Source organism: Streptomyces sp. NPDC031121 (genome assembly GCF_055570615.1).
In genome coordinates this window covers 493,912-508,498 of record NZ_JBVIGV010000001.1, presented here as the reverse complement: position 1 = coordinate 508,498, position 14,587 = coordinate 493,912, and the positions used below count along the sequence as shown (strand labels likewise).

General features: G+C 75.4%; 12 protein-coding genes and 1 pseudogene. 3 read left to right on the top strand and 10 right to left on the bottom strand.

Features of this window, described 5'->3' with window-relative positions; all coding sequences use genetic code 11:
* Window positions 1–6: 6 nt before the first annotated feature.
* The 3 genes from ACZ462_RS02390 to ACZ462_RS02380 form a co-directional block, all read right to left on the bottom strand.
* Complete coding sequence (locus ACZ462_RS02390) at window positions 7–954, bottom strand: AurF N-oxygenase family protein (RefSeq protein WP_467802553.1); 948 nt, start codon at window positions 952–954, stop codon at window positions 7–9.
* Window positions 955–1,171: 217 nt separating this feature from the next.
* Window positions 1,172–2,638 carry a penicillin-binding transpeptidase domain-containing protein gene (locus ACZ462_RS02385; protein ID WP_467802551.1) on the bottom strand — a complete coding sequence of 489 codons (1,467 nt, stop codon included), beginning with the start codon at window positions 2,636–2,638 and terminating at the stop codon, window positions 1,172–1,174.
* Window positions 2,635–4,011 carry an FtsW/RodA/SpoVE family cell cycle protein gene (locus tag ACZ462_RS02380; RefSeq protein ID WP_467802550.1) on the bottom strand — a complete coding sequence of 459 codons (1,377 nt, stop codon included), beginning with the start codon at window positions 4,009–4,011 and terminating at the stop codon, window positions 2,635–2,637. Before ACZ462_RS02380 ends, ACZ462_RS02385 begins: the two co-directional genes overlap by 4 nt.
* A gap of 95 nt (window positions 4,012–4,106) precedes the next feature.
* Here ACZ462_RS02380 and ACZ462_RS02375 point away from each other — a divergent pair, with 95 nt between their 5' ends.
* Both ACZ462_RS02375 and ACZ462_RS02370 read left to right on the top strand, forming a co-directional pair.
* Window positions 4,107–4,496, top strand: coding sequence for a DUF6325 family protein (locus tag ACZ462_RS02375; RefSeq protein ID WP_331801052.1), 390 nt, complete (start codon window positions 4,107–4,109; stop codon window positions 4,494–4,496).
* Window positions 4,496–4,894: a hypothetical protein gene (locus tag ACZ462_RS02370; protein ID WP_467802549.1), complete on the top strand. Its 399-nt coding sequence runs from the start codon at window positions 4,496–4,498 to the stop codon at window positions 4,892–4,894. Before ACZ462_RS02375 ends, ACZ462_RS02370 begins: the two co-directional genes overlap by 1 nt.
* A gap of 38 nt (window positions 4,895–4,932) precedes the next feature.
* On the opposite strand, the gene ACZ462_RS02365 is transcribed toward ACZ462_RS02370, so the two are convergent.
* Both ACZ462_RS02365 and ACZ462_RS02360 read right to left on the bottom strand, forming a co-directional pair.
* The gene (locus ACZ462_RS02365) at window positions 4,933–5,322 is read right to left on the bottom strand and encodes a hypothetical protein (RefSeq protein WP_467802548.1); all 390 of its coding nucleotides are present in this window, start codon (window positions 5,320–5,322) and stop codon (window positions 4,933–4,935) included.
* Window positions 5,319–5,954 (bottom strand): RNA polymerase sigma factor, encoded by a 636-nt coding sequence (locus tag ACZ462_RS02360; protein ID WP_467882724.1) that lies wholly within the window; start codon window positions 5,952–5,954, stop codon window positions 5,319–5,321. Before ACZ462_RS02360 ends, ACZ462_RS02365 begins: the two co-directional genes overlap by 4 nt.
* Between ACZ462_RS02360 and ACZ462_RS02355 the strand changes: the two are divergent.
* Window positions 5,835–7,361, top strand: a pseudogene (locus ACZ462_RS02355) (C40 family peptidase); the annotation flags it as partial. The gene ACZ462_RS02360 and the pseudogene ACZ462_RS02355 overlap by 120 nt on opposite strands.
* A 167-nt stretch (window positions 7,362–7,528) precedes the next feature.
* On the opposite strand, the gene ACZ462_RS02350 reads toward ACZ462_RS02355, so the two are convergent.
* The 5 genes from ACZ462_RS02350 to ACZ462_RS02330 form a co-directional block, all read right to left on the bottom strand.
* The gene (locus ACZ462_RS02350; RefSeq protein WP_467807740.1) at window positions 7,529–8,938 is read right to left on the bottom strand and encodes a styrene monooxygenase/indole monooxygenase family protein; all 1,410 of its coding nucleotides are present in this window, start codon (window positions 8,936–8,938) and stop codon (window positions 7,529–7,531) included.
* Between the two features lie 83 nt (window positions 8,939–9,021).
* Window positions 9,022–9,639, bottom strand: coding sequence for a GTP-binding protein (locus ACZ462_RS02345; protein ID WP_467807741.1), 618 nt, complete (start codon window positions 9,637–9,639; stop codon window positions 9,022–9,024).
* Window positions 9,620–10,042, bottom strand: coding sequence for a DUF742 domain-containing protein (locus ACZ462_RS02340; protein WP_467807742.1), 423 nt, complete (start codon window positions 10,040–10,042; stop codon window positions 9,620–9,622). The genes ACZ462_RS02345 and ACZ462_RS02340 overlap by 20 nt, the downstream gene beginning before the upstream one ends.
* Window positions 10,039–10,554, bottom strand: coding sequence for a roadblock/LC7 domain-containing protein (locus ACZ462_RS02335; protein ID WP_467807743.1), 516 nt, complete (start codon window positions 10,552–10,554; stop codon window positions 10,039–10,041). Before ACZ462_RS02335 ends, ACZ462_RS02340 begins: the two co-directional genes overlap by 4 nt.
* On the bottom strand, window positions 10,551–14,282 hold the full coding sequence (locus ACZ462_RS02330; protein WP_467807744.1) for a sensor histidine kinase: 3,732 nt from the start codon (window positions 14,280–14,282) through the stop codon (window positions 10,551–10,553). Before ACZ462_RS02330 ends, ACZ462_RS02335 begins: the two co-directional genes overlap by 4 nt.
* Window positions 14,283–14,587: the final 305 nt, after the last annotated feature.

The window sequence follows — 14,587 nt, the reverse complement described above, 5'->3', positions numbered from 1 at the left end:
TGGCGGTCAGGCGAGGAGGCCGGAGCTGCGCCACAGCCGGCGGCCGACTCCGCGCAGGACGCCGATGTCGTCGAGGAAGTCGGTAAGCCGCTTGGCGCCGGCCTGCATGACCTGGCGCCGGTGGCCGCTGGCCTTGACCTGGGCGACGGCTTCGCGGCGGTCGAGGCCGACGTTCTCGTACACCCGGGGGTTGACGAAGGCGAGGGAGAAGACGCGGGCTGCCTCCCCGCAGCTGATGCGGGTCAGTTCCTGCTCCCAGCGGGGTGCGGTCAGCATCTGGCGGCGGAGTTCCTCGCGGGCGTAGCGGACGTGGCGTGCCTCCTCGACGACGTGGATGCGGGTGACGCCGCGGACGAGGGGCTGGATGCGCTCGTCGGGGAAGGTGAGGCGCTGCATCCAGTCGAGGATCTCCTCGCCGAGGAGGGTGCAGGCGAAGGAGCCGGGGGTGGTGGAGACGGTCTTGAGGATGCGGGCGAGATTGTGGTTGAGGCGGGAGACGGGGTAGGCGGGGGCGCCGGCCTTCTGGATCATCCGGGCGAACATCATCGAGTGCCGGCATTCGTCGGCTATCTCGGTGAGGGCGTAGCGGACGTGGTTGCTGGTCAGGGACTTGTCGTAGATGTGCCGGACGAGGAGCTGCATCAGGATGATCTCGAACCAGATGCCGAGGGAGGCGAGGGAGGCGGCCTCGTGGCGCGAGAGGTCGATGCGCTGCTCCTCGCCCATGCGCTTCCACAGCGGGGTGTCGTACAGCGAGAGGAGTTCGGGGGGCCAGTAGTACGCGCCGTCGACGAGGGGCGCGTCCCAGTCGAGTTCCCTGTCGGGGTCGAAGGAGTGCCTGGCCGAGGATTCGAGGAGCCGGGCGGCGATCTGCTCGCGGTCCTTGAGGAGGCCGAGCGCGTCCTGGAGGGCCCGGTTGCGGTCCGTGCCGTCGGTGGTCGTGGTGGTCGTCATGGCGGGGCACCTCGCCCTAACTGGGTTGGCGGCGGTCGTCGTGCGTCGTCGTCGGCCGGGGTTCGCTGCTGCGCGGCCACCAGTTATGAGACTGCCTGTCAGCAAGACCGTCAATCCCCCGCGCACGACTTGTTGACGATGCGTCTACCACCGGGTGGCGGCACCAACGGCCCCTCCCTGCAGGGAAGTACGCGAGACGGGGCGGATGGCGCCCCCCTCAAGGCCCCGCCCGCAGAGCGGCCTCCATCACCGCGCGGGCGATCGGTGCGGCCGCGCCGTTTCCGCTGATGTCACCGCGGTCCCCCGAGGCGTCCTCGACCACGACCGCGACCGCGACCCCCGGCAGGGGCTCGTCCCCGGCCTTGGCCCAGCCGATGAACCATGCGTACGGGGTGCCCGCATTGCCGACGCCGTGCTGGGCGGTGCCCGTCTTGCCGCCGACGACCGCTCCGGCGATGGCCGCGTTGCGCGCGGTGCCGTCTTCGACGGCGCCGACCATCAGCTCCTGGAGCCGCAGGGCCGTCGAGGGCGTCATGGCCCGGCCGGAGCCGCCGCGGCGGCCGCCGGTGCGGATCTGGGTGCCGTCGGCCCGGGTGGCGCGCTCCACGAGGTACGGGGCGGGGAGCTCCCCGCCGGACGCGACGGCCGCGGCGACCCGCGCCATCTGGAGCGGGGTGGCCTTGGTGTTGAACTGCCCGATGGCGGAGAGGGCGAGCTGGTCGGGGCTCATGTCGGTGTCGAAGTTCGACCGGGACACCCAGGCGGGCACGCGGAGCCCGGCGTCGTTGAACCCGAAGCGGCGGGCCGCCTCCGCCATGCCCCGCAGCCCCACCCGGACGCCGATCCGGGCCATCACCGTGTTGCAGGACCACCGGACCGCGTCGGCCATGGAGGCGTCCTCGCAGCCGGACGCCGCGTTGGGGAGCAGGGTGCGGGTGCCGGGCAGCGGATAGGGGTCGGGGGTCCGGGTGGGCGCGTCCACGTCGGTGACGGTGCCCGCGTCGAGCGCCGCCGCCGCCGTCACGATCTTGAACGTGGATCCGGGCGGGTACGTCTCGTGCAGCGCCCGGTTCAGCATCGGCCGGGCGGGGTCCTCGTTCAGCCGGGTCCAGGCCGCGGCGACGGCCGCGCCGGTTCCGGACAGCTCCCCGGGGTCGTAGGAGGGGCTGCTGACGAGGGCGAGGATCCTCCCGGTCAGGGGTTCGAGGGCGGCGACCGCGCCCCGCTTGCCCTCCAGCGCGGTGTACCCGGCCTGCTGGACGGCGGCCACGAGGGTGGTCTCCGCGTTCCCGCCGGAGGGCCGGCCGCGGGCTAGGTCGTACCAGAGGGGGAAGGCGGTGAGTCCGGGACCGGTCCCGGCGAGGAGGGCGTCCTCGGCGCGCTCCAGCAGGCTCGTCCCGTACGTCTGGGACGCGAACCCGGTGACCGGCGCGTACAGCGGGCCGTCCGCGTACGTGCGCTCCCAGCGCAGCAGCTGCCGGCTGTCGCGGGAGCCGGTGACGGGCCGCCCCTCGACCAGGATGTCGCCGCGCGGCTGCGCCCACCGCTCCACGGCGGACCGCTTGTTGGCCGGGTTGTCCCGGTAGGCGGCGGCCTCCCAGACCTGCACGCGTGCGGCGTTGACGAGCAGGGCCGCGAGGAGCAGCGCGCAGAACCAGGCGCACCAGCGGATGTGCCGGATCACCGGCCCCCCTCCGCCGCCTCGTCCGGCAGTGGCCTGCGCGCGCTGTCGCTGAGCCGGATGAGCAGCGCGACGATGATCCAGTTGGTGACGACGGACGAGCCGCCCTGCGCCAGGAAGGGCATGGCCATGCCCGTGAGGGGGATCAGCCCGGTGACTCCGCCGGCGATGCCGAACACCTGGAGCGCGATGATCGAGGCGAGGCCGGTGGCCAGCAGCCGCCCGAACGGGTCGCGCAGCGCGAGCCCGGCGCGGAACCCCCGGTGCACGAGGATCCCGTACAGCAGGAGGATGGCGGTGAGGCCGGCGAGGCCGAGCTCTTCGCCGGCGGTGGCGAGGATGAAGTCGGATTTGGCGGCGAAGCCGATGAGGAAGGACTGGCCGTGTCCGAGTCCGGCGCCGAGCAGGCCGCCGGCGCCGAACGCGAAGAGGGACTGGGCGAGCTGGCCGGGGCCTTCGCCGCGCTCGATGGAGGCGAGGGGGTTCAGCCAGTCCGCGACCCGGCTGTGGACGTGCGGTTCGAGGGTGCCGACGGCGTAGGCGCCCAGGGCGGCGAGGGCGAGCCCGATGGCGATCCAGCCGGTCCGCCCGGTGGCGGTGAAGAGCATGATGACGAAGAGGCCGAAGAACAGCAGGGACGTGCCGAGATCCCGTTCCAGCACGAGCATGCCGACGCTGAGCAGCCAGATCGCGACGACCGGCCCGAGGACGCGGCCCGGCAGGAGCCGCAGCCGCCAGAACAGCCGGCGGCCGGTCAGGGCGAGCGCGGTGCGGTTCGCGGCGAGGTAGGCGGCGAAGAACACCGCGAGCAGGATCTTCGCGAACTCCCCCGGCTGGAAGGACAGCCCCCCGAACCGGATCCAGATGTGCGCCCCGTTGACCGGCGGGAAGAACACGGGGACGAGCATCAGCACCAGCCCCGCGGCCACCGCCAGGTAGGCGTACCGCTGGAGCGCCCGGTGGTCGCGCAGCACGGCGACGGCGACGACGAACAGGGCGACCCCGAGCCCGGACCACCGCAGCTGGTCCGCGGCCGCGAGGTGGTGGGGGGTGGTGGCGTCGAGGCGCTGGATCAGGACGAGCCCGAGCCCGTTCAGCAGGAACGCGATCGGCAGCAGCAGCGGGTCCGCGTACGGCGCCCGGAAGCGGACGGCGAGGTGGGCGAGCAGGGCGGCGCAGGCGAGCCCGGCGGCGTAGCGGTCGGCGCCGCGGGGCGGCTCGCCGGTCAGCGCGAAGCCGACGTGGAGGTGGCCGAGGACGGAGATCGCGACGGCCCCGGCGAGGAGCATCAGCTCGGCCCCCCTGCCCCGGGGTGCACGGGCGCCGGGAGGCGGAGGCGGGGCGGGCTCCGCCACCTCTGCCGTCAGAGCGGTCATACGGGAAACGTAGCAAGTGGACGGGTGACATGTCCGCTTATGCCATAGTGTGCCGACGAATAGTCATGAACGGGCGGACATGGGAGCCTCGGCACATGGGACCTGTGGAGTTCATCGTCCTCGCCTTCCCCGAGGAGCAGTTGCGCGTGCCGGCGGTGGAGGCGGTGCTGGGCCTGCGCAAGACCGGCAATGTCCGGCTGATCGACGGCCTCGTGGCGACCAAGACGGCCCAGGGGGAGGTGATGGCCGCCGAGTTCGACGAGTACGTCGAACTGCACGGGCTGCTCGCCCACCGGGAGGCGGCTCCGCTGATCGGCCCGGAGGACGTCAAGGAGGCCGCGGACCTCCTCGAACGCGGCAGCTGCGCGCTCCTGCTGGTCGTCGAGCACGTCTGGGCGGAGGACGCGGCGATCGCCGTCCGCGCGGCGGGCGGCCGGATCGCGGGCTCGGTCCGCATCCCGGCCGAACGGCTGGGGGCCGCCTGATGTTCATCCGCCCCGTCGGCACCGTCGTCCACCCGGCCCGCCGCCCCCCGGGGCGCCCCCTCCTCCGCGGCCTGCTGGCCCGCGGCGCCTACGTGTGGGACGCGGCCCGGACACCGCCCCGCACCCCGGACCACGGCCCCCGCCCGACCCCGCAGCCGCCCGCCCCGCCCGCCCCGCCCGAGCCTGACTCCGCAGCTCCCGCCCCCTCCCCTGCATCCGCGCCCACCCCCGCACCCGCAGCACCGCCTCCCCCCGCAGAATCCGCTCCCGCCCCTCCCGGTCCCGGCGGCGGCTCCGACCTCGCGGCCGGGCTCGCCCAGCTGGCCGCCCTGGCCCGGGAGGGCCTGCTGACCCCGGAGGAGTTCTCCGCGGCCAAAGCCCGCCTGCTGAGCACCTGACACCGCCCACGGCCGCCCCGCCGCCCGTCCGCGCCCTGTCACGGCTCCGGGGAGGCCCGCCCCGGCGGGCCGTCCGGGTACGCCCCGCTCCCCGGCTGCGCCTGCACCTCCCCCGAGCCCTGCCCGCCGCCGGGCGGAGGGCCGCCCGAGCGGTCGGGCAGGCAGGACGGCATGCGCCAGCCCGCCGCGGAACCGATGCCTCCGCCGACTCCTGGCAGCGCGGCCAGGAGTGCGGCCGCCGTCGCGGCGACCGCCGCGCCTGCGGCGAGCGGCATCCGGAACCGCACGCCGGTGGCACGGAAGGAGACCTCGGCCCGCTCGGCCGCCTCCTCCGGGCCGTCCACCGGCGTCACGCCCCGCCCCTGCCCGGCGATGGCCACGAGCTCCGCCTTGAGCCTCTCCTCGAATGCCGTCGGCCGCCCGCTCATCCCGCTGCCTCCACTCGCTGTGCCGGTACCCGCTGGTGGTTGTTGCGCGCCGGCGCGGCGGCGCGCAGGGCGCGCCGGGCCCGGTGCAGGCGGACACGGACCGTGGCCCGGGTGACCCCGAGGGCCGTCGCAGCCTCGGCCGGGTCGAGGCCGTCCAGGACGACCAGGTCGAGAACGGCCCGCAGCGGCTCGGACAGTGCCGCGTGCCGGGCGGCCAACTCGCGGTAGGCGCGCTGCGCGTCGATCCGCTCCTCCAGCGCCGCCACGTCCTCGTCGCCGAGGAGCCGCCGCCCGCTGAACCGCGCGACGGCTTCCCGCTCCCGGGCGTGCCCGCGGGCGTGACTCGCCAGGACGTTGCGCGCGATCCCGTACAGCCAGGCGCGCGGTAAGCCCTTGTCGGCGCGGAACGTCGGCGCGGCCTTCAGCGCCGCGAGGAAGATGTCCGCCGTGAGGTCCGCCGCGACGTGCGGGTCCGCCACCCGGCGCGTGACGAACCCGAGCACCGCGTCCACATGCTCCTCGTAGAACTCCCCGAATCCCTCGGGGCTGGTGAGATCGGGTGGCCCGACCCCCGCCCGGGCTGCCGCCCGCGCCCCGCCCCGCACCTGCTTCTCCCGCCCTGTCCCGTTCACCGCGCCCCTCCCCTGGGTGCCGCCGCGGGGCCCTCTTCGGCCCCTCACCCGGTTATTGGCCCCGCCCGCCGCGAGCGTTTCATCCCGGCGGCCGCCCGCGCGTACGCCGTCCGGGTGGCCGGTGCGGCAGGGCCGCGCAGGGTGGGCGGATTGTCATACCGCCCGTGTCAGCATCGGCGGCCTGGAGGTGACCACGTGCCCCGCCGTCTGCTCCCCGCCGCCTGCCTCGCCGCCGCCTGCCTCACGGCCGGACCGCTCCCCGCCCCGCACGCCGACCCGCTGCCGGCCGCGACGCCGGCCCCCGCTCCGAGTGCGACCGCCCCGGCCGCTGCCCCCACGGGAGCCGCGCGCCCGTCCGCCCACGCCGCGACCGCCCGTACGGCGACGACCAGGGCCACGACCACGGCCGGGACGGCGACCCCGAGCACGGCACCGGTCACGGCACCGGCCGACACCCCGACCCCCTCCGCTTCACCCTCCGCTTCACCCACCCCGCTTCCCGCCCCCGCCGCCCCGGCCACCGCCGGCGCCACCGCCCCGGCCACCGCCGGCGCCACCGACTCCGTCGGCGCCCTGCTGACCCGCCTCCAGGCGCTCTACCGCCAGGCCGAGGAGGCCGCAGAGGCCTACAACGCCGCCGAGGCCGCCCTCAAGGCCCGCCAGGACGACGAACGCCGCCTGGGCACCGAACTCGGACGCGCCCGCGCGGCCCTCGACGCGGAGCGGGCCGCCGCCGGGCGGATCGCCCGCGAGCAGTACCAGGGGGTGCGCGGCCTGTCCCCGTACAGCAGGATGCTGCTCACCGGCGATCTCCGGGCGGCCCAGGACCAGCGCCGCCTCGCCGCACGCGAGGGCGCCCGCCAGGCAGGCGTCCTGGCCCGCCTCGCCCGCGGCGAGCAGCGGGCCGGCACCCTCGCCACCGCGGCCCGCAAGGCCCTCGACTCCCAGCAGGCGGGCGCGGCCCGCAAGAAGGAGCTCAAGGAGGAGGCGGACCGCAGGCTCCGGGAGGTCGAACGGGCACTCGCCGCCCTGACCCCCGACCAGGTCGCCCGGGTCGACGCCCGCGAGGCCCGGGACACCGCCTCCGCGCAGCGCGACCTGCTGGCGTCCGGCGCGCTGGGCGCGCCCGCCTCGGCGGCGGCCCGCACCCCGACGGCCGCCGGCGGCTCGGCCCTCGCGTACGCCGCCGCGCAGGTCGGCAAGCCGTACGAGTGGGGCGCCGAGGGCCCGGAGGCGTTCGACTGCTCGGGCCTGACCTCGCAGGCATGGGCCCACGCGGGCCGGGCGATCCCGCGCACCAGCCAGGAGCAGTGGGCGCGGCTGCCGCGGGTGCCGCTGGACCGGCTGCGGCCGGGGGACCTGGTGGTGTACTTCCCGACGGCCACGCACGTCGCCCTCTACATCGGCGACGGCAAGGTGATCCAGGCCCCGCGGCCGGGTGCCCCGGTAAAGGTGTCCCCCATCGCCGCGAATCCGCTGCTGGGGGCGGTGCGCCCCGACGCGGGCGACGCCCCGCTGGCCTCGTTCGTCCCGCCGCCGCTGCCCGGGACGGCCGAGGCCGGGGACGACACCGGCTACTCGGCGGCCGGACCGCCCGACGGCGCGGACGCCGCACCGGAATCCGGCACCGGCCGGGAAGCCGGCACCGTACCGGCCGCGTCGGAAGCGGCCGCCGAACCAGAACCGGCCACCCTTCCGGAACCGGCCGCCTCGGCCTCCGCTTCGGCCTCCGCTTCCGCAGCCGCCTCCGCGCCCCCCACCTCCGCCAGGTAGTCCGCCGCGTCCTGCGGGTCGTAGAAGAACGCGTCGAAGTCGGCCGGGTTGTCGAAGCCGTTGGCGAACCGGTCCGCCACCTCCTGGTACCGCCCGCCGGCGCCGATCAGCTCCAGCACGTGCGCCGGCGGCGGCGCCAGCATCGCGTTCGTCCACTGGGTCACCGGCTTGCCGGTGGTGTACCAGTACTTGTCGAAGGTGGCCTTCATCCACGCCTCGTCGAACGGCTTGTCCCCGTGCATCAGGATCGACGACAGGTAGGAGGCCGCGCACTTGGCCGCCGAGTTCGCGCCCTGTCCGGTGATCGGGTCGTTCGCGACGACGACGTCCGCGACGCCCAGCACCGCCCCGCCGCCCGGCAGCCGCCCGACCGGGTTGCGGACGACCGGCGCGTACCGGCCCGCCAGGGTGCCGCCGGCGTCGGTCAGTTCGACCTTCCCGGTGCGTGCGTGCTCCCACGGCGTGAACGTCTTCATCAGGTCCAGGGTGAGCCGCAGGTGCTCGGCCGGGTCGGTCACGCCGCGGAACACGTCGAGCGGGCCGCCGGGGATCCCCTCCCAGAACAGGATGTCGGCCCGCCCGGAGGTGGTGAGCGTGGGCATGACGAACAGCTCGCCGACGCCCGGCACCAGGTTGCAGCGCACCGCCTCCGTCCCCGGGTGCTCGGGCCTCGGCGCGAGCCCGTGCACGTACGAGACGGCCAGCGCGCGCTGCGGGCTGCCGTACGGGGAGCGCGCCTCGTCCCGCCCGAACATCGAGACGAGTTCGCCCTTGCCGGCCGCGACCAGCACCAGGTCGTAGGTGCGCGAGAAGTAGTCCAGGTCGGCGACGGACGCGCCGTGCACGACGAGCTGGCCTCCCTGCTGGACGAACGCGTCGAGCCAGCCCGCCATCTTCAGCCGCTGGTCCACGGACTGCGCGTACGCCTTGAGACGCCCGAGCCAGTCGACGGCGCGGGCGCCGTCGGGCCCCGCGACGGAGACGCCGAGGCCCTGGATCCGGGGGGCGTGCCGGGCCCAGAAGTCGAGCCCGAGGTCGCGCTCGTGCCGCAGCGCGGTGTCGAACATGACCTGCGTGGACATGATCCGCCCGGTGCGGATCTCGTCCGCGGTCCGGTTGGACATGAGGGTGACGTCGTACCCCTTCGCCTGGAGGCCGCTGGCGAGCTGGAGACCGGACTGGCCGGCCCCCACGACGAGTATCTTGCGCATCTCACGTCTCGTTTCGGGGTACGGGTGGGTGGCTGGTGGTGCGGGCGGGAAGGACGGCGCGGGCGGGGCGGTTGGGTCTCCTGCTACTCGGGCGTCGCGTCGAGCGCGTGCCCGACGAGCGTGAGCAGCGACTCGACGACGGTCTCCCGGCGCCGCGCGTCCATGATCAGGACGGGTATGCGGTCCGGGATGGTGAGCGCCTCCCGCACGTCCTCCGGCTCGTACGAGTGGGAGCCGTCGAAGTGGTTGACGGCGACGGCGTACGGCAGCCCGCAGCTCTCGAAGTAGTCGAGTGCGGGGAAGCAGTCGCGCAGGCGGCGCGTGTCGGCCATGACGATCCCCCCGATCGCGCCGCGCACGAGGTCGTCCCACATGAACCAGAACCGCTCCTGGCCGGGCGTCCCGTACACGTACAGCACGAGGTCGTCGGCGAGGGTGACCCGGCCGAAGTCCATCGCGACGGTCGTGGTGTGCTTCTCCGGCGTCGCCGACAGGTCGTCGGTGGGCAGGCTGGCCTGCGTCATCACCGCTTCCGTGCGCAGCGGCGCGATCTCGGAGACCGACGACACGAAGGTGGTCTTGCCGACGCCGAAGCCGCCCGCGACGAGCACCTTGACGGCGACGGGCGCGCGGGAGCGGTCGTACTGCCAGGGCCGGACGGGGTCGTCGTCGATGGCGGGTTCAAAGACGGCGAAGGCCACTGAGCACCCTTTCGAGCAGTGCGCGGTCGGGGCGGCCCGGGCCGTGCCCGGTGCCGTAGACGCGGACCCTGCCCTGGTCCGCGAGGTCGCTGACGAGGACGCGGACGACGCCCAGCGGCAGCTTGAGCAGGGCGGCTATCTCGGCGATCGTGCGCATGCGGCGGCAGACCTCGACGATGGCCGGCATCTCGGGCATGCGGTCGGCGTCCCGGTCCGCCGCCGCGCCGGGGCCGCCGGGCTGCTGCGGCTGCGAGACGCGGCTGTCGAGGGCGGCGACGAACGTCTCGACGTGCAGGACCTGCGTGAAGCGGGTGCGGCCGCCCGTGAGGGAGTACGGGCGGACGCGGGCGGGTCGGCGATCGGCTCCGCGTATAGGCAGCCGGTCGGAGGCCGTACCTCTCACGGGGTGTTCTCCATGGACTGGCGCAGCTCGCTGCGGACTTCGGGGGTGAGGACGTGTCCGGCGCGGCCGACGAACAGGGCCATGTGGTAGGCGACGACGCTCATGTCGCAGTCCGGCGTGGCGTGCACGCCGAGCAGTGATCCGTCGCTGATCGCCATGACGAAGACGGAGCCGTGCTCCATGGCGACCATGGTCTGCTTGACGTCGCCGCCCTCCATGAGGGCCGCCGCGCCGGTGGTGAGGCTGCCGAGGCCGGAGACGATCGTGGCGAGGTCGGCGGAGGCGCCGCGCGGGCCCCTGGCCCGGCCGCCGCCGCCCGGACCGTGTCCCGGGCCCGGGCCGCTCCGGGCGGACGCGGCCGCGCCGCCGGGGTCGGAGGACAGCAGCAGCAGCCCGTCCGAGGACACGACGGCGACGGAGTTGACGCCGGGCACCTCCTCGACCAGGTCGGTCAGCAGCCACTGCAGGTTGCGGGCCTGGGTGCTCAGTCCGTACGTACTGGGCGCGGTCATGTGCGTGCCTCCTGTGCGGTGTCCCCCTGGTCGGTGTCCTGTGCGAGCTCGGCGGCGACGACGCGCCGCCCGTCCCGCGTCCCCTGGTAGAACCCGCCGAGCCGGCGGCGCAGTTCCTCCGCGTCGACGCGGCGCGGGGCCGGCCGTGCCGGGGCCGCGCCGGGTCCGGCGGCGGCCCCGGGGGCCGTCGGGGCCCGGCCGGCGGCGACGACGCGGGGCGTCCGCTTCGGCAGGCCCTTGTCGGTGACGGCCTCCGCGATGCCGGGCTGGGGGTGGCTGCCCTGGCGGGGGACCCGCTCGTTGTCGGCGGGGGCGTGCCGGTGCGGCTCGGCCGCATCGGGTACGCCGCCGCCGGCGGTGAAGACATGGTCGGTCGGGGGCAGCCGTTCCGCGTCGGGGGCGACGGGTGCGGCGGACTGCCCGGGCAGCGCGGGGTCCCCGTCCGGTACGACGGCCGGCGGGGCGGCGGCGGGCGAGGACTCGGCGGCCGCCGGGCCGGTGTCGGGCACCCCGGAGGCGGACCGTTCCGTGTCGGGGACGACACGAGCGAGGAGTTCGTCGCCCGGATCCCGGTCGGCCGGGGTCTGCGCGGTGAACACCTGCTCGGCGGGCGGCACCTCCTGCTGCGGGACCCGCCGGCGCATCGGCAGCGGCGCGGGCGCTCCCTCGGGCGCGGCAGCGTGCGCGTCGGCGGCGGGGCCGTCGGCGGCGGCCGCGGCCTCGGCGGCGAAGGCGTCGGCCAGGGTGACGGGCGCAACGGCCTGCGCGGGCGCGGTGAACCCGTGCCCGGCAGGGGACCCGGCCGACGAGTCGGCCGACTTGGCGAGATCCGTCGGCGCGGCGGAATCGGCCGGCATGCCCTCGGCGGGAACATCGCCCTGCGCGGGCACGTCCCCCACCCCGTCGGCGGGCTCGCCCTGCGCGGGCACGTCCCCCTGCGCCGCGGCGGCCGGCACGTCCTGCTGGTCGGCGGCGATCTCGGGCAGCGACTCGGCATCGAGCTGCGGCATCGACTCGGCGCCCGGCTCCGGCAGCAGGTCCGTCAGCGGATCAGCAGCAACCTGCGGCATCGACTCGGCGCCCAGCTCGGGCAGCGGGTCCGTCAGGGGATCAGCAGCAACCCCCGGCAGCGACTCAGCGCCCAGCTCAGGCAGCGGGTCCGTCAGGGGATCAGCAGCAACCCCCGGCAGCGACTCAGCGCCCAGCTCGGGCAGCGGGTCCGTCAGGGGATCAGCAGCGACCCCCGGCAGCGACTCGGCAGCAACCTGCGGCAGCGGGTCGGCGCCCGGCTCGGGCAGCGGGTCCGTCAGTGGGTCGAACAGCGGGTCCGGGGCCGGCCCGGCCGCACGCGCGCCCGGAGCCTCGGCCGCCTCTTCGAGCGCACCGGTCTCATCGGCCGCACCACCCGGGGCCGCTTCCCCCGCAGCCACTGAAGCGCCGAACGCCCCGTATGCCTCGACAGGTTCCTCGACCCCGGTGCCCGCAGCACCACCGACGGCCTCGGCACCACCAGCGGCACCGGCAGCCCCGCCAACCTCGGGACCCTCAGCGGCGCCGACAGCCCCGACTCCGGCCGCCCCCGCGCCCTCCTCCGGCCGCATCCGCGGCGGAAGGATGTGCTCGTTGGCCTCCGCGACGACGCCCGGCAGCTGGAACCGCGGCAGGCCCGGCGCGGCGAAGGTGTGCACGGGGGACGCGGCCGGCGGCCCGTCCTGGAGGAGCGCCGCAGGGACGACGACCAGCGCTTCGGTGCCGCCGTACTGCCCGGCGCGCAGTTCGGCGGTGACGCCGTGCCGGGCGGCGAGGCGTCCGGCCACGTAGAGGCCGAGCCCGAGGCCGTGTTCGGCTTCGGTCTCCTCGTCGTACGCGTCGGGGGTGGCCAGGCGGGCGTTGAGCGCTTCCAGCCGGTCGGCGGTGACGCCGATGCCCTCGTCGACGACGCGGAAGACCACGTCGCCCGTGTCGAGGTGGCGGGCGGAGGCCTTGACCTTGACGCCGGGCGGGGAGAACGTCGTGGCGTTCTCCAGCAGTTCGGCGAGGACGTGGGAGATGTCGTCGGCGGCGTGTCCGGCGACCTGGGTGAACGACGGCGCCACGGCCAGGTCGACGCGCTCGTAGCGCTCGATCTCGCTGACCGCCGCGCGCATGACGTCGACGAGCGGGACGGGCGCCCCGCCGCCGGTGCCGTGCTCCTGGCCGGCGAGGACGAGGAGGTTCTCGTTGTGGCGGCGCATCACGGTCGCCAGGTGGTCGAGCCGGAAGAGGGTCTCGAGCCGGTCCGGGTCCTGCTCCTTGGCCTCCAGCTCCTCGATGACCGCGAGTTGGCGCTCGACGAGGCCGAGGCTGCGCAGCGACAGCGAGACCGACGTGGCAGACATGATCCGCCGGTGCTCTTCCAGGCCGGCCCGCAGGTCGCGGAGTTCCGCTTCGAGCGCGTCCCGGCCACTGGACAGGGCTTCGTTGCGGCCGATGAGGCGGCGCCGGTCGGCGTCCATGCCGGCGATCTTGGTGTGGAGGGAGACGGTCTGCTCGCGGACCGCGTTGAGGTGGCGGACGACTTCGGCGAACTCGTCGTTCCGGCCGGTGAAGCGGACGGGTTCGACGGAGCCCTCGGGTGTCGCGAGGCGGGCCGCGCCGCGCCGGAGGACGGACAGCGGCCGGGTGAGGGAGCGGGCGACGGCGGTGGCGACGCCGACGGCGACCAGGAAGAGGACGCCGAGCACGGCGATGACGAGTTCCAGGCGCGTCACGTCGTCGTCGCGGAGGGCCGCGAGGGCGGTGGCCCGCTGCCCGGCGAGGGTGGCCTCGACGGAGCGCATGCGGTCGATGCGGGCGGTCAGCGGCGGGGCGAGGGCGGCGCCGTCGAGCTTGCGGTCGGCGGTGGAGAGGGTGGGGCGCTCGGTGAGCCGCTTGAGGTGCTCGTCGGCGGCCTTGACCTCGGGTCCGGTGACGGTCGCGGCGAGGGTCTGGCGTACGTCGGGGCGGGCGGCGCGCGTGAAGTCGTCGAGGGCGGCCTGCTCCCGTACGCGGGCCCGCTGGGCGGCGGCGGACAGTTCGTCCGCGGCGGCGGCCCCTGCGCCCTGTTCGCTGCGGGGCACGGCGAGGGCGGCGAGGAGCAGTCCGCGGGTGGCGGAGGCCTGCTCCACGGCCTGGCCGAGGGGTGCCAGGGGGCGGGTGGTGGCGAGAGCGGCCTCGGCGCGCGGCGGGGTCTGCTCGGCGAGCCGGTCGCCGGGGGCGAGGAGTTCGGCGAGGACGCCGGCGTAGGCCTGGTGGGCGGCGAGGGCGGTGCCCTTGCCGTCGACGGCCTCGGTGCGGACGCCCTGGATGCGGCCCGCGGCCTTGGCGAGGGGCTCGTCGGCCTGGGCCTCGGCTTCGGCCTGGACCTCGGCGATGCGCCGGTCGGTGAGGGCGGCGCGCTCCTGGACGGGTCCCTTGGCCTGGCCTCCGGGCCGGCCCTTGGCGACGTACTCGACGACGGCGTCGCGCTCGTCGGCGAGGAGGTGCGCGAGGGTGAGGGTGTGCCGGGTCTGTTCGGCGAGGGTGACGAGCTGCTGGGAGTCGTTCAGCTCGCGGGTGGCCGTGACGACGGCGGGCGCGCCGGCCGCGAGGACGGTGAGGCCGGCGACGGCGACGCCGACGACCAGCCTGCTGCGTACGTGGACGCGGCGTCCTGCGGGGGCGGGTCCGTCGGTGGCGGTGCCGTTCTTCCGAGACCGCTTCTTCTGCACCGGTGCTCGCAATCCTGTACGTGTGCTCGTGCTCGTCTACTCGTGTGGCCGAGGTAACGGCCGGTCAACAAGTAAACGCCCCCTGCCCCCTCGTACCGCCTCAGACCTTCGCAGTGTGTTGGGGAGAGAGCCCGACATCGCCCACCCGGCCACTCGAACGAGTGAACATCACGGAAGAGTTGGCGACCAACTCGGCATCCCGGCCGCCGCGCCGCTCCGCGGACGGGTGGTTGAAAGATCGGTGGGGGCTTTGGCAGTATGCGCGCCCACATGCGGCCGGGGCGCGCGGGTGCCCCCGGGGGGCC

Coding starts and splice junctions, on each gene's coding strand:
- ACZ462_RS02370 (WP_467802549.1), top strand. CDS start 4,496: ATGTTCATCCGCCCCGTCGGCACCGTCGTCCACCCGGCCCGCCGCCCC.
- ACZ462_RS02365 (WP_467802548.1), bottom strand. CDS start 5,322: ATGAGCGGGCGGCCGACGGCATTCGAGGAGAGGCTCAAGGCGGAGCTC.
- ACZ462_RS02375 (WP_331801052.1), top strand. CDS start 4,107: ATGGGACCTGTGGAGTTCATCGTCCTCGCCTTCCCCGAGGAGCAGTTG.
- ACZ462_RS02335 (WP_467807743.1), bottom strand. CDS start 10,554: ATGACCGCGCCCAGTACGTACGGACTGAGCACCCAGGCCCGCAACCTG.
- ACZ462_RS02390 (WP_467802553.1), bottom strand. CDS start 954: ATGACGACCACCACGACCACCGACGGCACGGACCGCAACCGGGCCCTC.
- ACZ462_RS02380 (WP_467802550.1), bottom strand. CDS start 4,011: ATGACCGCTCTGACGGCAGAGGTGGCGGAGCCCGCCCCGCCTCCGCCT.
- ACZ462_RS02350 (WP_467807740.1), bottom strand. CDS start 8,938: ATGCGCAAGATACTCGTCGTGGGGGCCGGCCAGTCCGGTCTCCAGCTC.